At 57.4% G+C, this 26,558-nt stretch carries 25 protein-coding genes and 1 tRNA gene; 11 read left to right on the top strand and 15 right to left on the bottom strand.

From position 1 onward, the window contains the following. Positions 1–2: 2 nt before the first annotated feature. Complete coding sequence (locus tag ACP0KA_RS25050; protein ID WP_424631404.1) at positions 3–1,259, bottom strand: D-alanyl-D-alanine carboxypeptidase family protein; 1,257 nt, start codon at positions 1,257–1,259, stop codon at positions 3–5. Between the two features lie 119 nt (positions 1,260–1,378). On the opposite strand from ACP0KA_RS25050, the gene ACP0KA_RS25045 reads away from it, so the two are divergent. Further along, positions 1,379–2,314 (top strand): alpha/beta fold hydrolase, encoded by a 936-nt coding sequence (locus tag ACP0KA_RS25045; protein ID WP_424631403.1) that lies wholly within the window; start codon positions 1,379–1,381, stop codon positions 2,312–2,314. Between the two features lie 40 nt (positions 2,315–2,354). Here ACP0KA_RS25045 and ACP0KA_RS25040 read toward each other — a convergent pair whose 3' ends face one another. Then, positions 2,355–2,726, bottom strand: a complete 372-nt coding sequence (locus ACP0KA_RS25040; RefSeq protein ID WP_424631402.1) for a DUF4180 domain-containing protein — start codon at positions 2,724–2,726, stop codon at positions 2,355–2,357. 147 nt (positions 2,727–2,873) lie between these two features. After that, the gene (locus tag ACP0KA_RS25035) at positions 2,874–3,812 is read right to left on the bottom strand and encodes a septal ring lytic transglycosylase RlpA family protein (protein WP_424631401.1); all 939 of its coding nucleotides are present in this window, start codon (positions 3,810–3,812) and stop codon (positions 2,874–2,876) included. Positions 3,813–4,149: 337 nt separating this feature from the next. Between ACP0KA_RS25035 and ACP0KA_RS25030 the strand changes: the two genes are divergently transcribed. The 4 genes from ACP0KA_RS25030 (at position 4,150) to ACP0KA_RS25015 (ending at position 5,781) form a co-directional block, all read left to right on the top strand. Next, positions 4,150–4,374, top strand: coding sequence for a hypothetical protein (locus ACP0KA_RS25030; RefSeq protein WP_424631400.1), 225 nt, complete (start codon positions 4,150–4,152; stop codon positions 4,372–4,374). Positions 4,375–4,484: 110 nt separating this feature from the next. After that, on the top strand, positions 4,485–4,724 hold the full coding sequence (locus ACP0KA_RS25025) for a hypothetical protein (RefSeq protein ID WP_424631399.1): 240 nt from the start codon (positions 4,485–4,487) through the stop codon (positions 4,722–4,724). A gap of 409 nt (positions 4,725–5,133) precedes the next feature. Further along, a tRNA-Ser gene (locus ACP0KA_RS25020) sits at positions 5,134–5,223 on the top strand. Positions 5,224–5,514: 291 nt separating this feature from the next. After that, complete coding sequence (locus ACP0KA_RS25015) at positions 5,515–5,781, top strand: PilZ domain-containing protein (RefSeq protein ID WP_424631398.1); 267 nt, start codon at positions 5,515–5,517, stop codon at positions 5,779–5,781. 223 nt (positions 5,782–6,004) lie between these two features. Here ACP0KA_RS25015 and ACP0KA_RS25010 read toward each other — a convergent pair whose 3' ends face one another. Then, positions 6,005–6,280, bottom strand: a complete 276-nt coding sequence (locus ACP0KA_RS25010) for a DUF3551 domain-containing protein (RefSeq protein WP_424631397.1) — start codon at positions 6,278–6,280, stop codon at positions 6,005–6,007. Positions 6,281–6,453: 173 nt separating this feature from the next. Between ACP0KA_RS25010 and ACP0KA_RS25005 the strand changes: the two genes are divergently transcribed. Both ACP0KA_RS25005 and ACP0KA_RS25000 read left to right on the top strand, forming a co-directional pair. Then, positions 6,454–6,594, top strand: a complete 141-nt coding sequence (locus ACP0KA_RS25005; protein WP_424631396.1) for a hypothetical protein — start codon at positions 6,454–6,456, stop codon at positions 6,592–6,594. Then, on the top strand, positions 6,587–6,754 hold the full coding sequence (locus ACP0KA_RS25000) for a hypothetical protein (RefSeq protein WP_424631395.1): 168 nt from the start codon (positions 6,587–6,589) through the stop codon (positions 6,752–6,754). The genes ACP0KA_RS25005 and ACP0KA_RS25000 overlap by 8 nt, the downstream gene beginning before the upstream one ends. Before the next feature lie 36 nt (positions 6,755–6,790). On the opposite strand, the gene ACP0KA_RS24995 is transcribed toward ACP0KA_RS25000, so the two are convergent. The 3 genes from ACP0KA_RS24995 to ACP0KA_RS24985 form a co-directional block, all read right to left on the bottom strand. After that, complete coding sequence (locus tag ACP0KA_RS24995) at positions 6,791–7,276, bottom strand: hypothetical protein (RefSeq protein WP_424631394.1); 486 nt, start codon at positions 7,274–7,276, stop codon at positions 6,791–6,793. A 130-nt stretch (positions 7,277–7,406) separates the two neighbouring features. Further along, positions 7,407–8,342, bottom strand: coding sequence for a DUF6537 domain-containing protein (locus tag ACP0KA_RS24990; protein ID WP_424631393.1), 936 nt, complete (start codon positions 8,340–8,342; stop codon positions 7,407–7,409). Continuing rightward, positions 8,339–8,983: a Crp/Fnr family transcriptional regulator gene (locus tag ACP0KA_RS24985; protein WP_424631392.1), complete on the bottom strand. Its 645-nt coding sequence runs from the start codon at positions 8,981–8,983 to the stop codon at positions 8,339–8,341. Before ACP0KA_RS24985 ends, ACP0KA_RS24990 begins: the two co-directional genes overlap by 4 nt. A 516-nt stretch (positions 8,984–9,499) precedes the next feature. On the opposite strand from ACP0KA_RS24985, the gene ACP0KA_RS24980 reads away from it, so the two are divergent. From ACP0KA_RS24980 to ACP0KA_RS24965, 4 genes are all read left to right on the top strand, one after another. Continuing rightward, positions 9,500–9,874 (top strand): Crp/Fnr family transcriptional regulator, encoded by a 375-nt coding sequence (locus tag ACP0KA_RS24980; protein WP_424631391.1) that lies wholly within the window; start codon positions 9,500–9,502, stop codon positions 9,872–9,874. Positions 9,875–9,881: 7 nt separating this feature from the next. After that, positions 9,882–10,694, top strand: coding sequence for an MBL fold metallo-hydrolase (locus tag ACP0KA_RS24975; protein WP_424631390.1), 813 nt, complete (start codon positions 9,882–9,884; stop codon positions 10,692–10,694). A gap of 329 nt (positions 10,695–11,023) precedes the next feature. Then, entirely contained in the window at positions 11,024–11,572 is a 549-nt protein-coding gene (locus tag ACP0KA_RS24970) for a carboxymuconolactone decarboxylase family protein (RefSeq protein WP_424631389.1), read from the top strand. A gap of 136 nt (positions 11,573–11,708) precedes the next feature. Further along, complete coding sequence (locus tag ACP0KA_RS24965) at positions 11,709–12,533, top strand: helix-turn-helix domain-containing protein (RefSeq protein ID WP_424631388.1); 825 nt, start codon at positions 11,709–11,711, stop codon at positions 12,531–12,533. A gap of 148 nt (positions 12,534–12,681) precedes the next feature. Here ACP0KA_RS24965 and ACP0KA_RS24960 read toward each other — a convergent pair whose 3' ends face one another. The 8 genes from ACP0KA_RS24960 to ACP0KA_RS24925 all read right to left on the bottom strand — a co-directional run bounded on the left by ACP0KA_RS24960 (position 12,682) and on the right by ACP0KA_RS24925 (position 26,273). After that, positions 12,682–12,924: a hypothetical protein gene (locus ACP0KA_RS24960; protein ID WP_424631387.1), complete on the bottom strand. Its 243-nt coding sequence runs from the start codon at positions 12,922–12,924 to the stop codon at positions 12,682–12,684. A gap of 425 nt (positions 12,925–13,349) precedes the next feature. After that, a complete protein-coding gene (locus tag ACP0KA_RS24955) occupies positions 13,350–13,976 on the bottom strand; it encodes a tyrosine-type recombinase/integrase (protein ID WP_424631386.1) in 627 nt (208 codons plus the stop codon). Positions 13,977–14,240: 264 nt separating this feature from the next. Then, complete coding sequence (locus ACP0KA_RS24950) at positions 14,241–14,870, bottom strand: hypothetical protein (protein WP_424631385.1); 630 nt, start codon at positions 14,868–14,870, stop codon at positions 14,241–14,243. A 248-nt stretch (positions 14,871–15,118) separates the two neighbouring features. Then, on the bottom strand, positions 15,119–15,949 hold the full coding sequence (locus ACP0KA_RS24945) for an MBL fold metallo-hydrolase (RefSeq protein ID WP_424631384.1): 831 nt from the start codon (positions 15,947–15,949) through the stop codon (positions 15,119–15,121). Between the two features lie 129 nt (positions 15,950–16,078). Further along, positions 16,079–18,295, bottom strand: a complete 2,217-nt coding sequence (locus ACP0KA_RS24940; protein ID WP_424631383.1) for a CHASE2 domain-containing protein — start codon at positions 18,293–18,295, stop codon at positions 16,079–16,081. A gap of 37 nt (positions 18,296–18,332) precedes the next feature. Continuing rightward, positions 18,333–19,646 (bottom strand): HlyD family type I secretion periplasmic adaptor subunit, encoded by a 1,314-nt coding sequence (locus ACP0KA_RS24935; RefSeq protein ID WP_424631714.1) that lies wholly within the window; start codon positions 19,644–19,646, stop codon positions 18,333–18,335. 80 nt (positions 19,647–19,726) lie between these two features. Next, positions 19,727–21,490 carry a type I secretion system permease/ATPase gene (locus ACP0KA_RS24930; RefSeq protein WP_424631382.1) on the bottom strand — a complete coding sequence of 588 codons (1,764 nt, stop codon included), beginning with the start codon at positions 21,488–21,490 and terminating at the stop codon, positions 19,727–19,729. 139 nt (positions 21,491–21,629) lie between these two features. Beyond that, positions 21,630–26,273, bottom strand: coding sequence for a VCBS domain-containing protein (locus tag ACP0KA_RS24925; protein ID WP_424631381.1), 4,644 nt, complete (start codon positions 26,271–26,273; stop codon positions 21,630–21,632). Between the last annotated feature and the right edge of the window lie 285 nt (positions 26,274–26,558).

Here is a 26,558-nt window from a genome sequence, read left to right as displayed (position 1 = left end):
GCTTAAAGCTTCTCGACGCCCGCCCTGAACAGTCCAATGACGAGTTCGCTGACGCCATCCAGCGCGCGGCGCGTGGTCGAACCTCTGTCGACCGCGTCACCCGCGAAAAGTGGCATTTCGAGCGCAAGGTGGCTACCGCGCCATACCTTCAATGTCCCGATTTCCTGACCAGCCCGGATCGGCGCCTTGACCGGGCCGTTGTAGACCATGCGCGCGAGCAGCTTGTCGTTACCGTTTCGCTGCACCATCACTTTGACCGGCTCGGATGTCGTCAGTTTGACCGAGCCGCTGTCTCCCCCGAACACCTTGGCGTAACCGATCGTCTGGTCCTGTGCGAACAGCGTCCGGATTTCGAAGCTGCGGAAGCCCCACTCTAATAGTCGCTTTGCCTCAGAGGCCCGATCCTCAGAGTCTTCCAGGCCATTGACCACCACGATGAGCCGGATGCCGTTCTGCACGGCCGAGCCGACCATGCCGTAGCCGCCTTCCTTGGTGTAGCCCGTTTTCAGGCCGTCGGCGCCTTCGAGCGAGTTCAGAAGCGGATTACGGTTCTGCTGCCGGATTTTATTCCAGGTGAATTCACGTTCGCCGAACAGTTTGTAGAAGTCCGGATAGGTCAAAATGATATGGCGAGCGAGCATACCAAGCTCGCGGACGGTCATTTTGTTTCCGGGATCCGGCAGGCCATTCACGTTGCCGAACGTGGATTTGGTCAGCCCGAGCTCGCGTGCGCGCTTGGTCATCCGGTCCACGAAATCTCGCTCGTTGCCCGAGATGCCCTCGGCGAGTGCGATACAGGAGTCATTGCCACTCTGGATGATGGCCCCGTGCAGGAGATCGTCGACCTTCACCCGGCTGTTGATGGCTGCGAACATCGTTGAGCCGCCGGAGGGCGCTCCGCCCTTGCGCCAGGCATTCTCGCTGATCTTGTACTCGTCCTCGAGCTTGATCTCGCCCTTCTTGAGAGCATCGAAGGCCACTTCGACCGTCATCAGCTTCATCATGCTGGACGGGGCGCGGAGTTCGTCCGCATTCTTTTCAAACAGGATGCTGCCGGACTTCGCCTCGATCAGAATCGCGGTCGGCGCACCGCTGTCGAAGCCGCCTTCCTCTTTCTTGGCACCCTGAACGCTCTGGTTGGCCGCTTTGACGGTGCTGCCAAACGCCACTGCGCCCAAGAGCAGACCAACCGCGACCACGCGCCAAGCGCGCCCCATCGGGCGGCTGCAGATCCGGGAGAGGAGCGAAATGGCTGCCATGCGTCGATTCCTAAGGACGGCGTTGTAACAGTTGGCATAATGGCAAACAACGCGGTGTTTTCGGCTATCCCGCGGGCCTTTTCTGACGTTCCAATCCAGTTCAACGCGACGGAGACTAGATGTCCACATCGAGGATGATCTCGGCCAACGGTATTGACATGTTCGTCACCGAGCAGGGCTCCGGTCCGCTGGTGTTGCTCTGCCATGGCTGGCCGGAACTATCCCATTCATGGCGACATCAACTCCCTGCCCTCGCCGCTGAGGGTTTCCGCGTTGTTGCCCCCGACATGCGCGGGTTCGGGCGAACGTCCGCACCGCAGGATGTCGAGGCCTATTCGATTTTCCACCTGGTCGGCGACATGGTGGCGTTGGTCGCCGCTCTCGGCGAGAGCAAGGCCATCATCATCGGTCACGACTGGGGTGCTCCGGTGGCTTGGCACGCGGCTTTGTTCAGGCCCGATATCTTCAAGGCCGTGGGTGGCCTCAGCGTTCCGCCTCCATTCCGGGGACGTGAACGTCCGATGGAGGCGCTCGCCAAGAACGGCATCACCAACTTTTATTGGCAGTATTTCCAGACACCGGGCGTCGCGGAGAAAGAGTTCGAGCGCGACGTCGACTATAGCATGCGCGCCATTGCCTACGGCGTTGATACCCTCTTCCTGAAGGAAGGCTTCGGCTTTCTCGGTGACACGACGATCGAACGCAAATTGGCCAGATGGCTCACGCCGGAAGATCAGGCCCATGTGGTCGAAAACTACACGCGCTCTGGCTTTCGCGGCGGCCTGAACTGGTATCGCAATCTCGATCGGAATTGGGACCTGACGGCGCCCTGGCAGGACGCGAAGATTGAGCAGCCTTCGATCTTTATCGCCGGCGCCAAGGATGCCGTCATCACCGGCATTATCGGTGGCAAGCGCGTCAGTGAAATGGAGCGTGTGCTGCCGAACCTGAAGCGCAAACTCATCATCGACGGGGCTGGTCACTGGATCCAGCAGGAGCGCCCGGCCGAAGTGAACTCCGCGCTGATCGACTTCTTGAAGGAAGTCTCAAACTGAACGGCAAGCTCATCGCCTGGATGAATGAGGCGAACCTCTGTCAGGTTTCAACGTGGTGGTGCAACCGTGCCGCCAGGCTGTCCATGCTCGGCTCAAACCAGATATCTCGGCCGCCATTCGCCTCTCGCACCCAGTCGCGAAATGCGTTGCTGGCCGCGAGGTGCTCCGAGATGTCGCCAATTACTGCGAGCTGCAGCCGGTAATTGACTGCCTTCTGAACGATCTCGCCGGCCAGACCGGTGCGGAGCTGGAAGAATGCAGATCCGAGGCGGGAGACCGGCACGGCGATCATCGCGGCGCCGAAAAACGCCGCCTCACCGATAAGGTCAGTTGCATGTTGCGGGTTGTCGATCTCCGGCCCCTCCGGGTCGAGTGTCAGCACCTGCTTGTCACCCCAGGTCAGCAGCGACATCGCAGCAGATCCTTCGTTCAATGTGAGCTTCGCGATCGCCGCGGAGTCAGAAAGTGCCTCGGCTTTCGATCACTGGATGATTGCGATTCGAAGCGTTGCGGGAGTCTCTGACAAGGAGCTGAGAAACGTCAGTGCCGGTTCGATCAGTTAGTAGAGGCCCCGGGCGGACATCAGGCTCGCGCTTCCGTCACGAGCGACCGGTGCAAAGGCGGCAACCGGCTTGACCGATGGTGCCGCGTCAACGGCGTCTTCGCTGGTCGCTGATGCCATCGTTTGGCTGTAGCGCCGATCCCGGACACGCGCCGATGCCGACACTTCCGACATGCGATTGGATGCAGTGGCGTCCTCCGCGGTGTGGCCGAGGCTGTAAGGGCGTCCCTGCGGCATCGGGACATCGCCCGCGGCGACGCCACGGGTCGTCGATACGGCTTCCGGAATGAACGGACGCGCGGACGCAATTCTGACATTGGATGGTGCGGGTGCCGGTTCGCCCGTCCGAAGCGTCGCCATCAATTGACGGTCATCGGACCCTTCGAGAGGTGCCCGTCCCACATATTCGACCCGCACGCGCCCGATGCCGTTGTTGCGGAATTCGAGCAACCGGGCCGCGGTATTCGAGACATCGATGATGCGGTTGCCGTGATACGGACCGCGGTCATTGACGCGAACGATGACGGACTTGCCGTTGGCAAGGTTGGTGACGCGCGCATAGCTCGGAAGCGGCATGGTCGGATGTGCGGCCGTCAGCGACGTCATGTCGAACACTTCACCGTTGGCGGTCAGGCGACCGTGGAAGTCATCCCCGTACCAGGATGCAAGCCCTTCGGCGCGATAGTGGGCGTTTTCTTCCGGGACATAGGTTCGCCCGGCAACAACGTAAGGTTTTCCGACGCGATACGTGCCGCCCCCCTTGGGAACGGGCTCGCCGAATTCCACCACTCTGGGACTGGATGAGACGCCGTATTTCGGATCGACGCGGCTGGCAAACTTGTTGGAGGATGCGCAGTTCGCGACGAACAGACACACCACGCCAGCCGTCACGGCGCGCGCGACACCTTTGCCCGACCCGTTGGCACTCTTCCCCATAAAACACCAATAACATCCCAAAGCCCGCCCGCCTACCGCGACGCTAAGGCTAAGAGATCACTTCTTCCTACGCTAAGAACTAACCTATCGCGCGGCCTTAGGAAATGGCGCGCCGCCAGACGTAGTAAACCAAGGGTTGATTTTGGGGATATCTGTCGGCCGATGTTTACCCCTGTGCATGCGAAAGCGGCCGGCCAAAAAACAAGTCATATCCGAAGTTTAGACAGGACATCTGGCAAGGCAAATCAAAAAGCCGCGGTCATCAATCAACTGGACCTCATGGAACATTTCGATCTTCTCGTGCTTAGACGGTGTTGTTCGTCGTGCGGAGGACTGAATGGGACTCACCTTGCTCGGCGCGCTGCTGGTGTTTGGGGGTCTTCTCTTGATGGTGGCTCTGCCGATTTGGCGTGGCCGCCTGAGCGACGCCAGGCACACGTCTACGGCGGTGCGAGAGCCGACGTTGGAGCCTCCTAAGCCGGCGGCGGGTTTTTACGCGAAAGAGAATTGGTTGGGTCTTATGCTTATGGCGCTGGGCGGCGCGCTCCTGCTCTTAAGCTAAACACGAACCGCCCCGACCAACTGCATGCTGCGATTTCTGATTTCAATATTTTCGTCATGCGCTGAGGCGCCCAATTTTATTGTGACCAACTGATAATGCGGGGCACGTCGATGAACGAGACTGCCAAGGTCATTATTGCTCATCTTCCGGCCGTTGAACCCGTCACGGAAGATGAAGGCCGGGTGATGGGACTAGAGGCCGCAAAATCCATCCTGGAAGCATTGGATATTGCAGGGCTCAAGATCGTATCGGCGAGCGATCTTCAAGCGGCAGCCAATGAAGCTGCAGCAGCACTCCGGATGCTCGAGCAGAGAGCCAAGGACCGCACGAAGGAACGCGCGAATGAATAAGCGTTAGCCGCGACGCGGTTGTGGCTCGCCATCTTCACGCGGCGATGAACGTCGGCAGCGGGCTCACCTATCCGTAAAGTCCTTTCATCCCAAAGTCCTTTAATTCCATTGAATGATGGAACGGACAACTTGGGCAGAATTTGTCCTGTGCCGCTTCGAGGTCATAGCGGCGAGGCCCGGTTGGGCGACATCCCCCTACCCACACCGCCCGGCCGGGCCGACCGCGTGTGGGTCATAGCGCAACCGTTCGAGCCATCCGCCTTCAGACCGTCTGTGCACGAAAACGTTGGCGCGTTGACGAAGCTCCACGTGCTGCAATAAAGAAGCACGTCGGAAGTTGGCTAGCAAAGATGACGGCACGGGGCCGCCTCCCCCTTCTTTAGGGTTTAGCTATACAATCCAACGACTTGGAAGGGTGTCCGAGTGGTTTAAGGAACCGGTCTTGAAAACCGGCGTGCTCGCAAGGGTACCGTGGGTTCGAATCCCACCCCTTCCGCCAAACCTCAATGAAATCAATGAGTTCGCCACTCTCTCAAGCGGAAGGTTTGCCACTTTCGTTCTGTGAGTGTTGGTTGCACGCGGATGCTGGCAGGAAGGCCGGCGCTCCGGCGGCGAACTCCCCTGCAATTTGAGCGCGGATAAATCGCCCTGCGATCAGAGAGCCTTAGATCCGCCCTCGATCGCCCTTGGTTAATTGTTCGTTGCAACAAGCCCCTTTGTCTGGAGCTTTGATTCAAATTTTCCGAAAGTTCTGGCGGCTATAGAGGTGCATCAGAAACGGAGGCACCTCATGGCTGTTTTCAAACGAGAAAGCCGAAAAGCTCGTCACAGGACGCAACACGACGCGTGGGTCACGCTCGATGGGGGCTTCGCGAAGCGAAACTGCACCATCCTCGATCTGTCCGCCGGCGGAGCGCGCCTTCAGCTCTCTGACTCCGGTTTGACTGCAAGCAAGCTCGATCTTGCGCTTTCCAAGGACGTCAGGAAGACCACCCGGTGCCGGGTGGTTTGGCGCAAAGGCGCGATCATCGGCGTCGAATTCCTCACGCGGACCTGAGACAAATTAACGGTCGCGCACAATGGAAAGCACTGCGCTCGACATCATTGCAATCGTTCTTCTGCTGCTGGTCGCTGGTCCGCTGCTGGTCAGGCAGCTTCTCGGCTGGACAGACGAATAGCAGGTGCGCCTGCGGTCGCTACCAGCCGCGGCACACCTCTCAAGATAGTAACTCGGGTTCGTTTGCCCCGCTTTGGCCCTGGCGGCCGCAAGCCCGGATTGCTCAGCTTTGGCGGCGGGACCGCGGGTGCTTCACCGGCGCCTCCGGATTGCCGCTTCTATACTGAAGCCGCCAGTTGGGGTCGCACATTCCGTTCAAACCAGTTGCGGCCGCGCGGCACTGCTCCATGGTCGAATACATACATTCTTCGACCATACCGGTGCCCCAGCCCATCACGTGACTCATGCAATACGGATAGTCTTTCTCCGCGTGCGCCTTTTCCTGATTGAAGGCCAGCAGCCCGGCCAGTGTCAGGAGAGCCAAAGTTACGTTCCGCATAATGACCTCGATTCAAATGAGCTGAGTGATGAGACTATAGCTGCGCTTGCAAGTGTTTGATCAAAACCCGGAGAGCGAACAATTATTCCGGGTTTTTCGCGCGCCTCTGCCATTATTCGGTGAAATGACTATCTTGTGAACGGCAGGCGGGCGGCCTCGAAGGAGAGTTTCCGATGGATCCGTTGATGAGTGCGGCAGATCTTTCGTTTATGCTTTGCGGGTTGATCGTTGCCTTGGGCGCGCTGCTGGTTTGGGCAATCGCGATCGCCGACAGATGGGTTGATATGGTCAAGGTCAGGAGAAACCGTGACTGATCATGAGCACGACGACAAGACGCGGGACCTGAAGATCGCCAGGAACGAGGCTTCTCGCGAATTGGCCAGCAGCGTTCGGGTCACGACATGGGCGATCGGTATCGCGGTCGTACTCGGGCTAGCGGTGTTGGTCGTCATACTTGTGTTGAAGCAGAACTGAACCCGCCTTAGTTCTCCTCCCCGACCTTGCGAGGGGCTACTTTCCAAACGTCATATCGACACACTTCAAGACGTCCGGAGCTATTCCGACGTTGATGATCATGCACCCTCTCGCCTTCAGTGTGGTTGTGTCGCTCACCCAGATGGCCGTTCCTCCCGAACCGAAGAAGGCATTGGTGTTCGGTGGCTCTGTTTCGGTGGCGTCGAACGCGTAGGATGAATCCTCGGCGAAGATCCGGGCTTTGAGCGTGCATCCGCCGTCGGTATCGACCTTCAAAACCTCCTTGTTGTCACGCGTCACCGCGACGTTGAGCTGGCAACGGTAGAATTCCGAGGTACGGGAATTGAAGATATAGGCGTAGGACTTGCAGTTGATGTTCTGCAGTTTACCAGCCGTGAGGCCGCGCCCGCAGGAAATGCGCTGATTGTTGCTCAGCTTGATGTCGTCGGCGGCACTCGCGGCAGCCATGCTTCCCAGAAGAACGAGCGTCAAAGCAGAAACTAATCCAAAAAATCGCATCATTTTATTGATCTCCACCACACCGCAGCGTCGCGACTCTGTCCCAAGCCGCGGCGAACTCTAGAGCAATTATGGAATATAGGCCATCTGAGGAGCGTTACATTGGAAGTAATGTCGTTACGCATTCCGCGGCTCAACTTCCGAAGCCGGAGCCTGTATCTGCGCCGCTCCCTCGCCTCGCCTCCGCCCTGATATGCTCGATGACATGTAAAAGGCGGCTATTTCCCGCCTCTTCCATTGCGGCCTGACGTGCGTCCCTTACCGCATCTGACAAGTTTTGCAGTGGCAATGTGTCATCGCAGGTGGGCTTCACGAGACTGTCGATAATAACGTTCCATTTGGACAGGCTATGTTGATACTGGTCTCCATGGCCCCTGACGAGCATGGCGGTTTTGACGACTTCGGCTGCCGCGGCCGGTTGTTTCACCAATGTACGATCGACCATATGGAGCCAGCGCTCCACCCATGTCCGTTCAGCCTTGAAACGCTGCGAAAAAGGTCGGCTGATCCGCAGCGCGGTAAGCCCGCGCAATCGAAGAAGGGAAAAATAGCCGGTCCCACGGAAACGCAACGTTACGGTTCTGTTGGACAAACGTGCCAACCGCAAGCGTGCAAAGACATTCTGCGCTTTCGCTGCCGCGACCGAAGGGAGCATTTGAATGATTTCGTCCCAGCGAAATCTCTCAACCTGTATGGATGAGTTGCGATCCGGCTTGGCTGAGGCACCGCCTATCTCAGTCAGCTTGAGCTGCGCGATCCGAATTGGATCTGCAAACTGCATTCGTTGCGATAAAAGACTCGCAAGCTCTCCAAGCGTCGGCAGCAGCGGCCCTCTTGGTCCGATGTAACGTTCGATACGCTCGATATAGAGCAACGCATAGTCAGGATCCTGATACTCAATCAAGGAATGGACTGCCTGGGACACGATCGGGACCACATCCGCCGGCAGCCGCGCAGACAACGACGTCAGCGCATTCCGGGCCACCCACGGATTTCTCGTCTCCTCGCCGAAATAGCGCTCTTTTAGCAGCCTGAAAGGAGATGGCGGAACTTTGACCCTGACCTTCACGACGATGCCTGCGCACTGCTCTCTGCAAGTTGAGCCTCAAGCCGACCCACGTTCTGGAATAATCGCGCACTGACCAGGCGAAGGAAATAGAATCCGAATTCAGGGTTCTGGACGTAAAGCTCTTCCACTTTCTGGTAAGTCACGCTCAACACCAGGCCGCCCTCGATGCATTCAAGGGTCTGCGTTCTCTTGTTGGAGGGAGAGAGCATGCCAAGCTCGCCAACGATGGCTCCGGTCGGCAGTTCGATCCCCGATTCCACGAGGCGAAAACGGCCGTTGACGATGTAGAACATCTCCTCTGCTTTTTCGTGCTTGTAGAACAGAACTTCTCCCGTTCTGCACTTCCGCTCGGTCATGAATGGCTTCAGCCAGGCCATGGATAGATCGCTGTTCACCGACTTCTTGACCTCGCGGACCAGCAACAGCATTTCGCGCAACCGATAGATATTCAGTGGCAGCAGAATGAGGTGCAGCGCCATGATGGCGTAGTGGTGGTGCGGAAGTGAGTACGCGATCAGGAAGACGTTGGTGAGGATCCCGAAGATGCGAAGCGGGATCATCGTTCGCATCGTATATCCGGCAACGACGAATGCAGATGCAATAAAGCCACCCGCACCGGAGATGAGACCTGATACATCCATGGGAATCAACCTGATGATAGATAAGGGATATTCGAATAGCTGTATTATGCCGGTCCGGACGTTTCTGAACAACGGTCCCCGGCACCGGGATGCAATTTCAAGGTGAAGGGCCCCTCACCAGGCACCTCAATATAGATCACGGCGAGCCACTCGCTCCACTGCTCCCGGTAACATAAGTATTTCATAGGAAGCCGCCGGCACTGTCATAATTCCTATGTACGCCCGTTGACGGAAACATCGAAGACGACCGCGTCCCGAGGGCGCCGCCTGTTCAGGGATCGACGGCGCAAAGTTGAGGAGCCCCTTGGGCTCCCCCAGCCATCTGTTGGCTTCTGTGAGACTCTGGGCACATTCCACTCAAGCGGCACCTGACTTGGGCCTACCCCGCTACCCTGAAGCGGTGAAGTCCGGCGGGCAACGGGAGCGTTTAACCTCAGTTCGCCTCTGCAGCATGCGAAACATTAGCGAAATCTGGCTGGGTGCTCTACGATTGCGTAAAGCCCCGGGACGGGTGCCATGGCCATTGAAAAGTGCATCAATGAGTATGCAGCCTCGCAGGTGATCTTCGAGGAAGGGTCGGTCGGGCGCGAGCTGTTTGTGGTGCTTGCCGGCAGCGTCAACATCATCAAAGTAACCGGCGATCGGTCGAACGTCATCGCCACCCTCGGCAAGGGCGAATTTTTCGGCGAGATGGCCGTTATCGATGCCTCTCCCCGCTCCGCCACTGCGGTTGCGGCCGCCGACCACACGCGGGTGATGCAGATCAACCACGCCCGCTTTGTCTATCTGGTCAGTCAGCAGCCTGCCTTTGCATTGATGATCATGGATGCTCTGAGCAAACGCTTGCGCGCCTCCAACAATGCCAATTTCAAGCCGGTCGTTCTTGAGTAATCAGGAAATGAACACTCATCAGAGAATCGAATTCGAAACCATACTGAACGAAGATCTCTTTTCCCTGATCAAGGCTGCGGAGGATGTCTACCAATTCCGCTTCAAGAGCCGCGCGGCCAACGCCTATTTCATCAAGGGCACCTCTCGAACTGTGCTGATCGATGTGGGCCTCGCTTCGACTTATTCCTACATCGAAAAGGGCCTCGCCCGCCTCTCTTGCAAGCCCGAAGACCTGGACATGGTCATTCTGACCCATGAACATCTGGATCACATCGGTGCGGCACACCTCTTTAAGGGCCGGACCATCATCGCAACCCATCGCCTCGCCGCCAACAAGATTGCCCTTCGCGATGACTTCGCAATGCTGCGGAAGATGTTCAACGAACCCAACGAGGCTGTTCACATCGACATTTGGCTCGAAGAAGGCAACATCATCGATCTTGGCAATTTTCAGCTCAAAGTTCTCTATACGCCGGGGCATACATCGGCATGCATCAGTCTGTTCGATCAAAATCGTGGACTGCTCTTTGCTGCTGACACCCTGATGGCTGGCGGCGTCATGGGCGGGATCTTTGGGTCAGGCAGCATCAGCGACTACATCGGATCGCTCGAGAAGCTGAGAGGTCTTGACGCGAAGCTCCTGTTACCGGGCCACGGCCGGCTGTCCACCACGCCGCATGATGATATCGATCTGGCCATCGCCCGCTCTCGCGCCTTGCTTGCCGACACCGGCCAGCTCTTCGATGCACTCGATGCTCGTGAGAACTTTGAACCGTTGATGCAGTCGGTGCGCGATTTGAACAAGCTGGACGATAGCTAGAGTGCGTACTCATAAATCCGAGCTGTCCGCTTCTAGAGGGAGAGCAGACATCGCATGCCCCGCCGGAAACATCTGCAAATGCCCCATCTCGGAAGTCGTGCGTCAGAGGCAGCATCGCAAGTTTTCTGGAACGTGGGGGTTTAGCGGTAGCGTGCGCCGCTGACGGTTCGTCATGGCGGTGAAGCAAGATCTGGCCATCTCGAAAGATATTACATCTCATGTAATTGAGTTCATCGCTCGCACGTTTCATTTTCTTGTCCAACAAGAGAGAAGACATTCTCGATGCACGGGCTTGTTCGGTCTCTCAACGCTAATGAAAGGTCAAAAAAATGGAACGCTTTCCCATCTATACGATCGAATCGGCGCCCGAGCAGTCAAAGCCCGCGCTACAAAGTCTGAAGGCTGCATTTGGCATGGTTCCGAACATCGCTGGTGCGATGGCAACGTCCCCCGTCTTGATCAATAGCCTAGTGGGCCTTTTCCAGAGGGTTCACGGCGGTAGTTTCACGGAAGCGCAGATTCAAACCCTTCTTCTCACCAACGCTGTAACAAATGCCTGCTCCTGGGCAGTCGCGTTTCATACGGCGCTCGCGCTTAAGGAAGGACTTGATCCGACAGATGTGAGCGCTATTCGCGAGGGTCGTGCGCCGAAAGACAGCCAGTATGCGGCGCTCTCGACCCTGGCGAGGACCCTGATTGAGAAGCGCGGACGACTCGACGATCGGGATGTTGACCAATTCACCGACGCCGGCTTCGGGAAAGATCTCGTGCTTGAAGTTATAGCGGTCGTTGCCGCCTCCACCATAACGAACTACACGGGCAGCGTCACAAAGCCGGCGTTAGACGCTCCGTTCCAAGCCTATACGTGGAATAATTGATGTACCGTTCCATGGACGAACTCGCCACCCACTGCAGGCATGCGCGCCTGCAGTGGGTGGCTGCCGCTGTTACCCTGCCGATGCCCGGAACGGGGAACGGTCAATCGTTCGATGGTTTCATAGCAAGGTGGATTTGATGAAATCGCCGAATCTCAGAAAGACGACAAGCGAACTTGGCGTACTATTGCGTCATTGGCGCGATGTACGTGGGAAGAGCCAGCTCGATTTGTCACTCGACACCGGCGTATCCCAAAAGCAAATCAGCTTTGTCGAGAGTGGACGGAGCGTTCCGAGCCGCTCGACGCTGACGGCGATTGCTCAGGCTCTCGATATTCCGTTGCGAGATCGGAATACCCTGCTACTGGCGGCCGGCTATGCTCCAATTTTCTCCGATAGTCCCTGGGACTCTATTGAAATGAAAAGCGTAACGGACGCTCTGAAGCGCATCTTGCGGCAGCACGAACCGTTTCCTGCATTGGTGATGGACCGATATTGGAACGTGCTCATGACCAATGAATGCACGCCTCGCTTCTTTAATTGTTTCATCGACATGGCTTCTCGCAAAGGCCCGCGAAACATGCTGCATCTGATGTTTGACCCCAAAGGCATGCGTTCCTTCATCGCCAATTGGGATGACGTTGCGAAGAGCTTGTTCGAACGTGTTTATCGGGAATCGATCGGACGCGTCGTGGACGAGAAGACCAAAGAACTGCTCACGGCATTGCTCGCTTATCCCGATGTGAACAGCGAGTGGAAGAACCCCGTGGCTTTGAGCTTCATGCCTGTGATCCCCATGAGCTTTGTCAAGGACGATCAATTTCTGAACTACTTCTCAATGGTAACGACTGTGGGTACCCCGCAGACGGTCGCGGCACAGGAACTGCGCATTGAATGCATGTTCCCGGCGGATGAGACGACCGAGACCCGTCACAACGAATTAATGAGGGCTGCTCTGGCATAGAGTTGCACGAGCCTGCGGTGTGGCGCGAGTTGCCGAAGGTCGCATGCTCGCCCATCATTGACCTTTGAATTCCGGTGATGTCGCTGTTTGGCCCAAAACGAACATCCGGTCGGAATGACCATCGCACTATATTGAGTTCGGAGTCGTCTTACCCTGCCGGGTCGCCCCGTCGGACTTCACCGAATTTCCAGTCGGTTAAGTCCCGCTCGCCGATCATCTTTCCCTCGGCCACCAGCGCCAGCACGCGGTCCCTCACCCGATGGTATTTCGCCTCGCCGCCCTCCGGGAGAGATTGACCGATCTCCGTAACGATGCGGAAAACTTTCCGGCTGAAGGTGGGATGCGCGAGTTCAAGAATCCTGCGGTCCAGCTCATCATCGGATATCATCACCAGCAAACTCCAAGGTAACCCTACGGCTCCAATATGCGTGCGGTCCCAATCCCCAACGTTCCGGTCAGCTTCAGCGGCTCCGCCGGTCCGGGCCGCTTTCTGACTAGCCGCACAGCGTCGATGTATGGATTTGATGAGCGATGTCGTTCTAGATCAGAGCAAAGTGCATTTACTGCCGCCTTATCAAAATCAACCTCGGGAGGGTCGAGCTGCAAATTCGTCTCGACCACCAACACAATTTTCGTGTCATTCCCGTCAATGACGTATTCCACCTCAACGGACAGTGCATTTCGATCGGTTATCATACGAACCTCTATGACAAAGGCAGGCGGCCTCTTCATATCAAATGCGACCAAAGATGTCGCCTAGTGGCCCTAATCGGCGGCTGGAGGCTGGGCAGAGCATGTCCGCCCTGCCCAGATAGTTCAGACGTCGACTTGTTCTGATATGGCCAAAGCATCGTCCACCTCGATGCCGAGATACCTAACCGTACTTTCGATCTTGGTGTGGCCGAGTAACAGCTGAACGGCTCTTAGATTGCCAGTGCGGCGGTAGATCAAAGTAGCCTTGGTGCGCCGGAGCGAGTGTGTGCCGAAAAGCCTCGGATCCAGTCCAGCGCGGCTAATCCACCCAGAAACGAGGCGCGCATATTGGCGTGTTGTCATGCTGCGTGCAGGACCACGGCGCCCTGTAAACAAGAACTCGGCCGGCCTTTTCTTGGCGACCTTTAAATAATCATCGACCGCCTGACGGGTCTGTTCGCTCGATTCAAACCTCACCGGCCGACCGGTCTTCTTCTGTCGGACCGTCGCTCGGTTCGCCGTATATCCGTTGGCAGCGACATCCTCGACTTTTATGGTGACGACGTCACAACCTCGAAGCTTGCTATCAATCGCCAAATTGAACATGGCGAGGTCGCGAACGCGACCCTCGATCTGGAGTTTTGTCCGGATCGACCAGACATGTTTGGGCTGAAGCGGCGGCTCCGCGCCGGTTACCTTGCCTTTGTTCCAGGGTACGCGTACCGCGGTCAAGTTTGCTAGGTCTCGCATGGCATACTCCTCGGTGAGGAAGAAGAGGAGTATGTGGTGATCGCGGCATTAAAATCAGGTCGGCTTTCGAACGAACGCGGACATGGAATGGAAATTCGTCGCGAGAGACGGGCCGCAAATGACCCACTGCGGACCATGGCCGACAACGCTTGGCATCGCGATGCAACCGACGAAACATAGTGGTCTCTTCGGATATTCCGGCGAGGTAAAGTAATGTGGCCGACGCAAAGTTACCAGATGGCCCCGCGACGACGGCGTCCGCAGCTACGTTTTGCGGCTTCTGCGGCCCGGTGGAGTTTGGGACAGGATGAGACGATAAAACCTGTCGCGCTTTATCTCCAACGCAGCGTCGGCGTGTACAGCCGGGAAGCGTTTTCGCACTTCTTTTCTTGCGTTGGAGATACTCCAGCAGTTCATGTATGCGTCGAATATTGGGTCGAATAACTTGCCGGTGCCTGGAAGACCGGAAATGAAGTGCGTCGATATAGTTTTTTGAGGGCCCCTACCCACAATCCATTTGAGCTTTGTCCGGCGCAACCAAAGGCATTCGGCATGATATACGCCGATATCGAATATGGGATTGAGGCCCGCCAGCGCGCCTGTCCACGGGGTCGAGAAACCGTGGTATGCTTCCCCAGTAGCATGGTCTGTAAGATCGCGGACAAGCAAGTCCGCGTACCTATGCATCCATTCGGATAGGGCCAAAATGCCGGCATCGTCGAAACCTAACGCGATATCGAACTTCGCAAGAAAAGTGCGCAACGCTTCGAGCCGTAGTGGCTTGCTATCAAAAAAGTAGTTCTGATACTCGACACACGCATCATGCATCGACTTGTTGTCCGGATCCCACTCGGGTGGCGCATAAGGCGGATACTCAGACAACGCCTGCCACACGTGTCGCTGCTCCTCCGTGGGAGGCGCGGGAGCCCTCCGCAGCCAGCCGAACATTAGCTATCCTTGCCCGATAGAACCAAGAGTTGAGCATACTCGACTAAGCCATCTGCGACAATAATGTCTGCTATTGGCCCCTCGCGGACATGCTTTCGTTCCCCCCAATATCCGATCTCGGGGGCCAAGCGGACATCACCCCGCATCGGGAGGGCTATTTATGAGTCCACGCCCAAGTTTGTCGCTGCGGGCGCCTAGATTTCGATCGACAGGCCTTCCTTGGCCACGATCGTGCCCGGACGCGCTTGATCGGCGGCGGCTGCAATGCGATCCATTTCAGCATCGTCATGCTCCGGATCGTGATGAAACAGGCAGAGTTTCTCGGCGCCGGCTGCGTTCGCCAATTTCACCGTCTGCTGCCAGCTCGCGTGTCCCCATCCCACATGGTCTGGCAATTCAGCGTTTGTGTAAGTCGAGTCCACGATCAGGAGCGCAGCATCCTTGGCCAACGCCAGCACGCCTGGATCGATGACGTCGTCATTGAGTTCGGTGTCCGTGATGTAGGCGACAGCCCGTCCGCCATATTCGACGCGATACCCGGTCGCGCCGCCGGGATGTTTCAGCGGAGCGGTGTGCACCACGACTCCCGGCCGGGGTTTCAAGCTCTCTCCGGGTTCGAAATCCGTATATTCGATTTTCCCCTGCGCCATTTCGATCTCGATCGGAAACAGCGGATAGCTCATCAGTTTTCGCACCGTTTGCCTGACCCCGCCAGCCGGCTTCAGGTTGCCGGCCCATAGGCGCAGACGGCTGCCCTTCTCAAAAACAGGCACGAAAAACGGCAGACCAATCAGATGGTCGATGTGGCAATGACTGAGAAACAGATCGATATCGGCAATTCTGTCCTCTCGATCCATCGCGTTGCCGAGTATGCGTAATCCCGAACCGGCATCGAAGACGAGGTGATGGTCACCACAGCAAATTTCGACGCATGACGTATTGCCGCCATAACGCAAGGTATTGGGGCCGGGACACGAGATGCTCCCACGAACTCCCCAGAAATGTACGGACATTGTCATCGGCATCAAACAACTCAAAAGAACCCGTCACGAGAATTGCACGTGTCCGTCGCCTTCACCAGCGTGATGCAAGCCGTCATTCACCAAAAAAACGCCTTGCTTATGTTCACGTCAGGAGATAGCGGCCGGTTTTGCTCACTTTGTGGTCAGCGCAAACACGCCATCCCAATTTTCGGGCGGAGGCGTCTCCCGGAACGCAGCAATCCGCTCGGAATAGAGATCAAACAAAGCTTTTAGACTATGCGTTTCATCGGCCGTGCGGCCTTTCGCAATAGCTGCGAGCGCCCCGTCCCAATCCCGGTTGCGGTAGCAAGATAACATCTCGATGGTGAGATTCCGCAGCCGCTGAAAGTGAGGCGACTGGGCCATATCCTCGCGCCCCGCGATGGCATAGATCACCTCGGGCTCTTTCTTGCCCTTCACCGTGATGAAGTCGAGTTCGAGGATAGCGAACTTGTCCTTGGCAACCAGTGCGGTTTTTGATCCGGCAATGATCGGAACGCCGTAAGATTTCGACTGTCCTTCCAGACGCGACGCCAGATTGACGGCGTCGCCCAACACCGAATAATCGAAACGCAGGTCGGATCCCATGTTACCGACAACACAGGTGCCTGTGTTCAGGCCAATGCCGACATGCATGGGAATAAACGGCTTGCCGTTTGCCTTGGCTTCCTGCTCGCGTTCGACGTTCAACACTTCAATACGATCAATCATGTCGAGCGCAGCTTCGCAGGCATTGATCTGATGTGCTTTGTCGTTCAGCGGCGCATTCCAGAACGCCATAATGGCGTCCCCCATGTATTTATCGATGGTCCCCTTACGATCGAGAATGGCGTTGGTGAGGGGCGTCAGAAAGCGGTTCATCAGCGATGTCAGCCCCTGCGGGTCGTGCTTGAACGACTCCGAAATGCTGGTAAAGCCGCGCACGTCGCTGAACATGATGGTCATGTCCCGCTCCTCGCCGCCCAGAACAAGTTTCTCTGGCGACTGGGCGAGTTGTTCCACGAGTGCTGGTGACAAATACTGGCCGAAGGCTGAGCGGATGCGGCGACGTTGCGCCTGCTCCCGGAAGTAACTGCCGAAGACCAGAACGAGATAAATTGCCGTGCTCGACAGCAGCGGAAACGTGAAGTCCATCAGAATTCGGTATTGGGTATAAAAATACCACGACGTCGCAACCATGATGCAGACAATCACCGCGCCGAAGGCAAGCAGTGCGAAGGCGCTCAGCACTGGCGCGAGCCAGATGATCGCGATGCCAAACAGAATGGCCGCCAATAGCTCCGCCCCGAGCGCGTAATTCGGCTGAGACAGAACGGAACGCGTGAGCGCGCTCTCGAGCACCTGTGCATGCACCTCGACACCTGGCATCACCGGATCAACCGGTGTGGTTTTCACGTCGAGTAACCCCACCGCCGACGTTCCGATCAAGATCAGCTTGCGGGAGATCATATCCGCGCCGACCCGCCCCTCCAGAACGTCCACTGCGGAAACATAACGCGCGGCATCGTGACGATTGAAGTGAACCCAGAGCTGTCCATTACGATCGGTCGGGACCTCGAAGCCGGGCACAGCAACACTCTTCACGCCAGCTTCGTCAGATTTGATCAGGATGGTGCCGGACTTCGTGACGATGCGCAGCATCTCGAAGGTCAGCGACGGCATCAGCTCGCCCTGCGCCTGCATGATCATCGGGACGCGGCGGACAATGCCGTCGCGCTCGGTGCGGATCGTGAACAAGCCCCGTCCGGGAGCCGCTTCTTCGAGCACCGGGATATTTCGCAGCAGACCTGGGAAGTTCAGCATGAACGGACGAGGATCGCCGCCCAGCGTCGCAAGGCCGGTCGAAGGAAGCTTGAGCGCGACCTGCGGCATCGCCCGAGGAAGACCCGATTCACCCAGAACAACCGGTGACGCCTTCAAGACATTGGCGAGAACCTGATCGTTACTCGGCAACACGCGCAGTTTCGTGCGCGTGTCCTCGTCCAGGTTGGCGAATGTATCGGCTGCAAGCGCAGGCGACAGGCGATCCGGTTCGGCAAACACGATATCGAACGCAATCGCGGCGGCACCGAGGTTCGTCAGTTGTTTGACAAGATCTGCCACGCGCGTCCGCGGCCACGGCCATTGCCCGAGCTTGCCAAGGCTTTTTTCGTCGATATCGACGATCACTACCGGACGCTGCGTCGTTACGCGCGGCTGGAGGATCTGGTACATGTCAAAGGTCCGGACACGCAACTCCTCCAACGGCAGCGGATCAGCCACGCGAACGCCCAGCAGGACGATCAGCAGGAGAATGCTCAGAAGCCGCGCATAGCCAAAACGCCGCGCGTATTGCTTAAGTCGCTTCATTGCGTTTGAACCATGTCAGCCCGTGACCAATCCTCTGTCACTTCTCGCGAAAGGCGCGCATGAGCTGATCGCTCAGCGGCTTCGCCAGATAGGATAGCATGGTGCGTTCGCCGGTCTGTACGAACGCCTCCACCGGCATTCCCGGGATGAGTTTTACGTCGCCCAGCCGGGCGACTTCTTCGGGCGGCATCGACACTCTGATGGTGTAATAGCTCTGCCCGGTTCGCTGATCAGTCGTCGTGTCGGGGGAAATACGGCTGACTGTGCCGTTCAATTCAGGAGTTGTGCGCTGATTAAAGGCAGATAGCCGCAGCAGGGTCTTCTGCCCGATTTTCAGCTGGTCGATATCCTGAGGATTGACCTTGGCTTCCACTGAAAGGTTGTCCGTGTCCGGGACGATCAGCATGATGGTGTCACCGGCAGTGATCACGCCGCCCACCGTATGGACGGTCGATTGCAGCACCATGCCGTCCTGGGGTGCGCGGATGTCAACGCGGCGCAATTGATCTTCTGCAGCGACCTTTCGCTCGACGTATTCGCCGATCTTGTCGTTGATCTCCCGCATCTCCTTGGAGACCTCGCTGGAGAGATCCTTGTCGATCTGGATGATCTGCAATTCCGTTTCGGTGATCTTGCCTTTGGCCTGAGCCTTTTGCGCGATGAACTGCGCGCGATCGCCGTCCAAGCGAGCGGCATCGCGTTCGAGTGTCGTCAATCGCGAAAGCTGAACCAGGTTTTTGGAATACAGATCACGGACGCCGACAAGCTCTTTTTGAATCAGATCGATCTCGCGGGACTTGGCATTTTCCTGCGCGTCGAGCCCGCTAATCTCCTCCTTGAGCTGACTGATGCGTTCCCTGAGTTGGTTCTTTTGACCAACCCTGCTCGAGGATCGGACCTGAAACAGCTTGATCTCGTTTCCGATCAGGGTTTGAACCTCCGGATCGCCAAAGGACTCCATGAGCTGCGGAGGAAACGTGATCCGTTCCGCACCGTCCTGTTCGGCCAGAAGCCGTGCGCTGCGCGCCCAAAGTCCGTTCAGGCCCTTCGTCACGATCGCAAGGCTCGATTTTGTGATGGTGTCGTCGAGGCGGACAACGATATCGCCGGCTTTGACGCGATCTCCGTCGCGGGCACGAACTTCGCCCACCACCCCACCTGTCGGATGCTGAACCTTCTTGACGTTGGAATCGACCACGATCGAGCCTGGCGCGATCAAGGCGCCTGATATCTGAGCGGTCGACGCCCAGCCTCCAAGGCCGAAGGTTAGCAGCGCCACAATCGTAAGGCCCGCGATGAGGTGGAGACGGATGGATTTTCGCGAGCCCGGCTGATCCAGACTCTTGAACATCGAGGTGCGCTCCAATGGCGCAAACAGGGTGCCCCAAAAGCCACGAACCTTGTCTTCCGTTGTCGCCAAGCTGGATCGCGTCATGACTTTGATCCTCCCGCTTCAGAGACGATCTTGATCGGAGGCGGCGCGGCCACGGGCCGCTGCAGAACCTGACCAAGGATCGCTTCCTTCGGCCCAAAGGCCTGGGCCCGGCCGTCCTTGAGCACCAGAACGAGGTCAACGCTCTCGATGCCGATGGGGCGATGCGCGACGACAACAACGACCCCGCCGCGGGCACGCACGGATGAAATGGCCCGGTTCAGGGCAATATCGCCGTCGCTGTCGAGATTTGAATTGGGTTCATCGAGGACAAGGAGAAACGGATTGCGATAAAGCGCGCGGGCAAGCGCCACGCGTTGAGCCTGCCCCGCCGATAAAACGCTGCCCTGATCGCCGATCTGGGTATCGTAGCCATCCCGCATACTGGTGATGAGATCGTGCACGCCGGCCTCTCTCGCCGCGGCAATAATCGTCTCGGAATCAGGATCGTCCTCAAAGCGCGAGATGTTCTGGGCGATCGTCCCGGCAAAGAGCTCGACGTCCTGGGGCAGATAGCCGACGTAGCGGCCGAGAACTTCAGAGGACCATTGGTCGAGTGCCGCGCCATCCAGGCGCACCTTCCCCCGCATGGGGTGCCATACGCCGACCAGTGCGCGAACAAGAGAGGATTTTCCCGACCCGCTGGGACCGATGACGCCAACGCCCTGCCCGGCTTCCACTGCGAATGTCACGTCCTGGACCACGACGCGTTGGTCACCGGGAGGCGCAATGGTCAGTCCCTCGACTGAGAGCTTCGCACGTGGCGGTTCGAGCAACGTTGGAACGGTTTGTTCCGGCATCTTGCCCAACAGGCCGTTCAGCCGGCGCCAGCTCTGCCGCGCTGCGACGAACCCTTTCCAGTGCGCAATCGCGAGATCCACTGGAGCCAGTGCACGGGCACTGAGGATGGAGCCTGCGATAATGATGCCCGCAGTGGCTTGTTGATTGATCACAAGATACGCGCCGACGCCGAGGACGGCGGATTGCAGCGTCATCCGCATCACTTTGGAGATGGAGCCCAGGCCGCCTGCAACGTCGCTCGCGCGCTGATTATTGGCGAGGTAAGCACGGTTGGACTGGTCCCAATGACGGCCGACGCGCCCGGCCATTCCCATGGCGACCAGCACCTCGGCATTTCTCCGGCTGCCAAGCGCAAGCTCCTGCCGCCGCATGGCGAGGCCCGCGGTCCGCTTCATCGGCTCGTGACTGAGATATTCGGTCAACACAGTCAAAGTGATCAACAACACAGCCCCGACAAGCGCGGTAATGCCGATCAAGGGATGAAACGCAAAGCAGATCGCCAGATAAAGCGGCAGCCACGGCAGATCGAACAGGGCTCCCGGTCCCATTCCTGACAGGAAAGAACGGATGTTATCCAGATCTCGCAACGGCTGAAGACCTTCGCCACGATTGCCGGCGATCAATGGCAAGCGCACCACCACGTCGTAAACGCGTTGGCTGAGCATTTCATCCAGCGTTGATCCGATCCGGACCAGAATCCGGTTCCGAATAAGGTCCAACACGCCCTGCACGACGTAGAGACCGCCCGCCAGAACGATCAGGCCCACCAAGGTCGGAATACTCCGGCTCGGCAACACCCGATCATAGACTTCGAGCATGAAGAAGGAGCCGGTGAGGTACAGCACGTTGATGACCATGCTCATCACGCCCACACCGATAAACGCGGTCCGGCATGCGCGAAGCGCGCCGCCGAGTTCAGAACGTGGCGTATGGCCTGGAATCGAAGGGTGTGCAGCTTTCATCGACGAAGACCTGAGACCATGCCGCCGGCACTTGTGAACATTGTGGCTTGAAAAACGTGGCTGTACGGAAAGCCACTATGCCACCACCCTTACCTCTCGACGGCCGAGACTACCAAACAGTTATTGCACGCCGCCTTTGTTAGACGGGAGTGTAAATGATGAAATCATTGGCATGAAGATTGGCTGCATTCACGTTCTTCAGCAGAACGGTGTCCGTTCCGTCGAGGTGAATGAGGGTGTCCTCACCCTGCGGGACGATAGCATCGTGCGCCCATTCGCTGAACCAGTGGTCTCCTTGGGGCACGCTTGCCAATCCGTTGAGCACAATCTTGTCGCGGACTGGATCGAAATTTGTGATGACGTCATGTCCGGAGTCGGACGAGAACACAAAATAATCATGCCCGGCCCCGCCAATGAGAACGTCATTTTTTTCGGTCGCCAAAAGAGTGACAGGGCCGGAACTGGTTTGCCGGAAGACAAAGTTGACGGTGTCCGTCGCGTTGCCATCTGAAACCGTAAAGGTCACGCTGCCAGACGGGGAACCATCCGTGCCGCGCCTATAGTCCACCCCGTCTTGCAAGGCCGCACTGATTGCAGCCGCGTCATACTCTCCGCCTTCCAAGGAAACAGTTCCATGATCGGCGTCAATTCCGATCGTGAAATGATCGCTGTCCGGATCTGAAATCGACAGGCCTGTGACTGTCGTCGGTCCGTGGCCGGTGCTGATCTGCAGGTTGTCGAAGTTGATGGTGGGGCCATCGTTGACTGAGGTGACCGATAATTCAGCCGTGTCGCTTGCATTGGAGAACGCGGTATCTCCTCCGCGCATGGACGAGTCGGCAGTCTCCCCGTGAGTGCCGGTCGTCCCATCCCAGGCCACATAACTGAACGTATCGGTTCCGCCATGCTCGCCATCCGGTACGAACCTGATCAAGTCCGTATCCTTGAGCAACAAAGCGGATGACGGGTCATAGTTTCCAAAGCCGTCCCAACAGCCGCCTCCGTCGATCGAAAACTCCCAATGGCCGTGTGCGCTTTCTGCGCCGGTAATAGCAATCCCGATTTGGGCGTTGTGATCGGCATCGGAGATGCTGTGTCCCAGAAACGAAGCAACGGTCTGACCGTCATTGTGAGTCTGGTCTTCAGTGATGGTTGTCAACTGCGGCGGGTGCTCGGCGTCCGCAGTCAGAACCGGCGCATCGTTGGTGCCGGTGATGGTGACCGTAAAAGTCTGAGTCCCTGTGCCATTGGTGTGACCATCGTTGACGGAGACCGTATAGGTCAGTGTCACGGATTCATTGGCGGCGAGATAATCGAACGCTGATGATGGAGCTGAGAAGTGGAGGTCCACCTCTCCTGCAGTCGAACCGCTCGCCTTGGTGGCTTGGTCGACAGTTATCAAATCCTTGAGTGCGGCGTCATTGAGCAGCAGCCCATCATGATCGCCCGCGATTGCGATACCGGTAATGGTTGCGTGATATCCCGTATCTGCGAGATCAGCGTCCGAGAAAGTGACGGTGATCGGCAGCGATGAGATCGCATCAGACGAATTGGCCGGTTCAGTCAGGTTGGTAGCTGCAATTGTATCAATAACAGGCGCGTCGTTGGTGCCGGTGATCGTAACCTCAATGGTTTGCGATACGGTACCGCCGTGACCATCGTCCAGTGTGACGATGAATGTCTCAATCTTGCTCTCGCCTGCGGCAAGATATTCAACGGCGTGGCTGTCGACCTTGTATTTCCACGCAATCTCTCCGCCGATGCCGCCGACTGTGTCCCTGCAGACTTCAGCGGTCAGGGTCCCCAGTGTCCCGCTGGAAGGGATCGGATCGATGTGATGCGTGTCCGATAGATCAACGTCGCCAAAAGCGATCGTTCCGCTATCGGTGAGTGATCCGTTCGGTGAACACTGCTCGGTCACCCCGCCGACAAGATCAGCGCTCGTGATCGTCGGGGCATCGTTCGTTCCGGTCACCGTGATTGTGACGGTCTGTGTATCCGAAGCATGGGCCGCATCGGTGACCGCAATCGTATAGACCAGCGTGACAACCTCGCCGGCGGCGAGATAGTCGAATACACCCGGCTTCGCATTGAAGTTGAATTCCGCCGTGCCGACCGATTTGCCGGACAGCTTGGTAACTGTACCAGGGCTAAGAAGACCGTAGAGCGCCCCACTTGTCAGTTCGCCGGATGGTGTCCCGGGAGGAACAACGCCCGTGACAATTACTTTCTCGACGGAAGCGGTATGTCCGGTCTCGGTCAGGTCGGCATCTGTGAACTGCGCCACGATTGTTTCGTGAAGCGAGTCGGGTTGCTCAACGAGTGATACATCGTGTACGGCCTCGACTACCGGCTTGTCGTTGGCACCCGTCTGAATGTTGAGCGTGACCGTTGCGGTGGCCACGCCGCCGTGACCATCCGTGACCTCAATTGTCGTGACGAGCGTAATGACCTCGTCTTTTGAAAGAAAATCGAGCTTGTCATCGTCGATGCTGTAGGCCCAATCGACAACACCGTTGTTGTTGTTCGCACCTGCCGTAATCGTCAACCCGGCCTTGATGGCAGCCAATTGATCGCTGGTGAGCGTCAGCGCCTGACCGTCGGCCGATGTATAGGTCGCGGTTTGCGACGAAATCGATGTTGTCGGCCGATCCGTCAGATCCACATCGCTAAAGTGGATCGAACCACCCGGAGACGAGTCTGCGGTCGGAACTCCCGTCTGATTATCCACTTCATGGATCGTGGTGACCTGTGCACGATCACCTGCCGCAATCACGGGCTCATCGTTCGTGCCCGTCACCGTGATGGTGACAGTCTGCGTATCGGATGCGCCATGCGCGTCCGTCACAACGATCGTATAGACAAGCTGGATCTGCTCGCCTTCGGCGAGAAAATCGAAGACGTTGTCCGGCGCGGTAAACTTCGCGGTGATTTGTCCTGAGTCAGACAACACCGTCCGCGAGACACCAAGATTGGTATCGACGCCGTCCGCAACGATCTTGAGGTATGATTTGAGCGTGTCGCCGTCGGGAAGCTTGGACAGATCCGGCGTCGTCGAATGCGTCCCTGTCACTTTCGTGGTGACACTGCTGGATAGCGTGAAGCTGCTGGCGACGTCGCTGTAGTCCTCGTCCGTGAAGTTCAACTGGATCGAGGTAATCTTGTCTGACGTCGATTGGCCGGTTTGACCCGCGGTTTCGCTGAGCGCCAGCGGGGTGTCGTTGACTGCAAATACCGGTGCGTCGTTGTGGCCCGTGACCGTAAAGACAAGCTGCTGGCTCGCCGAATCCGGTCCGGATGAACTTGTGAATATGAATTTGTAGACCGCCGTCTCACCTTCGCCGAGAAACCTGAAAGCCTCCGGATCATAGGTGACGATACCCGTCGCGCGATCGAGCGTGATCAGACTCGGATCGAGCAGATATGCGGTGTTCGACGAGATCGACGCCGGCCCCGTGGTTTGAACGATTACGCCGGTGTTCGTAACGTACGGTACAGCCCGGTCGTAGAACACGGCGATGCCGATGTCGGGGTCGATGATCGTGACGTGATCGCCAAGCCGGAAGCTGTGAGGGCCAAGAGCGTCCGACGGCGACGCTTGGACATCCGCTGCATTTGTCACTTGGAAGATCGCAGGCGTATTCGTGAAGGTGATATTGACGACGGTTATCTTGCCGGTTTCCGGATTGGTGACCTGCGTGGGCACGGTCAGTGTCGGCCGTCCCGTTGTCGGGTCGAACGCGTATTTTGGGAGCGAACTATCCGGGACACCGACATCGGTGTGTCCGGTTTTGGTCGTGTTCGGCTTTGAGTCATCGGGAACGTAATTCGGGAAGTAAAGCTGGAAGACCTGCTGAATGAGGGCCTTCTCCGACTGCTGATCCTGCAGGGTCTTGGGTTGCTCCGTGGCCGTCGCCGGCAGGCCAAGCCCTGTTGAGGTGACAAATGTCACCTGCCCGGATTGCGACACCGTCCCGAGCAACTGCCCGGTTGTTTTGTCGTAGAGATTGTATGAGCCGGTGTGCCCATCCGGCTCGACCAGGACAGAAAACTTGGTCGGACCGTCGTTCGCGGAAATCTCGACCAGAACTGCCGTGCCGCGAATACCCATCGTCGCGACAGGTGTGTCGACGCGCATGTTGCCGTTCTTGGCGGTTTGTCCCGCGACGAATGTGATCGTCCCCTGAACAAGACTGATCAGCGACGAATTCGACGATCCGTTGGGATCATAGATCATCTCGTTGATCACCATGCGGGCGTTCGACGTCATGCCGAATGCGCTGCCGTCAACGAGCGTCATACCGATGGACGAATCCGATCCGGTCTGAACCACATCGCCCTTTTGAATGGCATCGCCGATGTGGAGTTCGACCGACACGCCGTTGCGGATCACGCTCGCGCTGCCGGTCATCTTCATCACATGCCCGCACACCGCGCTTCCTGCGGGAGCCGCCGCCTGCGCGTACATGACGTGCCCGGTGAGCGCATCGACGATGTGGCCGGATAAAGTCGCGCCGTCCTTCGTCGCAAGCGACGGGCGGCCTTCTCCTTTGAAATAGTTTCCAACGACGAATTTCTGATCGGACGATGAAATGATCAGATCATTTCCCATCCGCTTGTAGTCACCGGAAAACAGCAGATGTGCATCGGGCACGACAACAGCGCCGGATGCATCGTGATTGAGCACAACGCCCGGCTTGGAATCGAAGTTGAATTTCTCGCCATCAAACGATGCCGGCGAACCGTGCGAGAGCTCCGCATCGACGCTTCCTGAAAAATTCACGGCGACCGCCAGTTCAAAAGGTTAATACTTCAAAAACTTATAGGATGAACGATTTATAACATCACGCGCCGGAACTTTAATAGTGAATTGCAGTATTCCACGGCCTTGCCCCGGACTGTTGCGTAAAAGCACCTGACTATAACTGTTAACCCTGCGTGAAATCGGCGCTAATCCCGTGATTTCGCAATCAGATTTTGGGCGCGCTCAGCCTTTCGCAAGGCAAACTACCGCTATTCGAGGCTAGAACTGGCCGCTGAAAGTCGTGTCCGGGCAAATTATTACTTC

Source organism: Bradyrhizobium sp. SYSU BS000235 (genome assembly GCF_049747295.1).
Classification (GTDB): domain Bacteria; phylum Pseudomonadota; class Alphaproteobacteria; order Rhizobiales; family Xanthobacteraceae; genus Afipia.
Note: the sequence above shows the minus strand (reverse complement) of the source record. Positions and strands in the feature narration are given on the sequence as shown.

Bases quoted from the DNA above. Each gene is read 5' to 3' on its own strand.
- ACP0KA_RS24995 (WP_424631394.1), bottom strand. From the start codon at position 7,276: ATGATGCGATTTTTTGGATTAGTTTCTGCTTTGACGCTCGTTCTTCTG.
- ACP0KA_RS24955 (WP_424631386.1), bottom strand. From the start codon at position 13,976: ATGCGAGACCTAGCAAACTTGACCGCGGTACGCGTACCCTGGAACAAA.
- ACP0KA_RS25025 (WP_424631399.1), top strand. From the start codon at position 4,485: ATGAACGAGACTGCCAAGGTCATTATTGCTCATCTTCCGGCCGTTGAA.
- ACP0KA_RS24980 (WP_424631391.1), top strand. From the start codon at position 9,500: ATGGCCATTGAAAAGTGCATCAATGAGTATGCAGCCTCGCAGGTGATC.
- ACP0KA_RS25030 (WP_424631400.1), top strand. From the start codon at position 4,150: ATGGGACTCACCTTGCTCGGCGCGCTGCTGGTGTTTGGGGGTCTTCTC.
- ACP0KA_RS24975 (WP_424631390.1), top strand. From the start codon at position 9,882: ATGAACACTCATCAGAGAATCGAATTCGAAACCATACTGAACGAAGAT.
- ACP0KA_RS24935 (WP_424631714.1), bottom strand. From the start codon at position 19,646: ATGTTCAAGAGTCTGGATCAGCCGGGCTCGCGAAAATCCATCCGTCTC.
- ACP0KA_RS24985 (WP_424631392.1), bottom strand. From the start codon at position 8,983: ATGGATGTATCAGGTCTCATCTCCGGTGCGGGTGGCTTTATTGCATCT.
- ACP0KA_RS24965 (WP_424631388.1), top strand. From the start codon at position 11,709: ATGAAATCGCCGAATCTCAGAAAGACGACAAGCGAACTTGGCGTACTA.
- ACP0KA_RS25015 (WP_424631398.1), top strand. From the start codon at position 5,515: ATGGCTGTTTTCAAACGAGAAAGCCGAAAAGCTCGTCACAGGACGCAA.
- ACP0KA_RS25005 (WP_424631396.1), top strand. From the start codon at position 6,454: ATGGATCCGTTGATGAGTGCGGCAGATCTTTCGTTTATGCTTTGCGGG.
- ACP0KA_RS25050 (WP_424631404.1), bottom strand. From the start codon at position 1,259: ATGGCAGCCATTTCGCTCCTCTCCCGGATCTGCAGCCGCCCGATGGGG.
- ACP0KA_RS24930 (WP_424631382.1), bottom strand. From the start codon at position 21,490: ATGAAAGCTGCACACCCTTCGATTCCAGGCCATACGCCACGTTCTGAA.
- ACP0KA_RS25045 (WP_424631403.1), top strand. From the start codon at position 1,379: ATGTCCACATCGAGGATGATCTCGGCCAACGGTATTGACATGTTCGTC.
- ACP0KA_RS24970 (WP_424631389.1), top strand. From the start codon at position 11,024: ATGGAACGCTTTCCCATCTATACGATCGAATCGGCGCCCGAGCAGTCA.
- ACP0KA_RS25040 (WP_424631402.1), bottom strand. From the start codon at position 2,726: ATGTCGCTGCTGACCTGGGGTGACAAGCAGGTGCTGACACTCGACCCG.
- ACP0KA_RS25010 (WP_424631397.1), bottom strand. From the start codon at position 6,280: ATGCGGAACGTAACTTTGGCTCTCCTGACACTGGCCGGGCTGCTGGCC.
- ACP0KA_RS24945 (WP_424631384.1), bottom strand. From the start codon at position 15,949: ATGCCGATGACAATGTCCGTACATTTCTGGGGAGTTCGTGGGAGCATC.
- ACP0KA_RS24940 (WP_424631383.1), bottom strand. From the start codon at position 18,295: ATGAAGCGACTTAAGCAATACGCGCGGCGTTTTGGCTATGCGCGGCTT.
- ACP0KA_RS25035 (WP_424631401.1), bottom strand. From the start codon at position 3,812: ATGGGGAAGAGTGCCAACGGGTCGGGCAAAGGTGTCGCGCGCGCCGTG.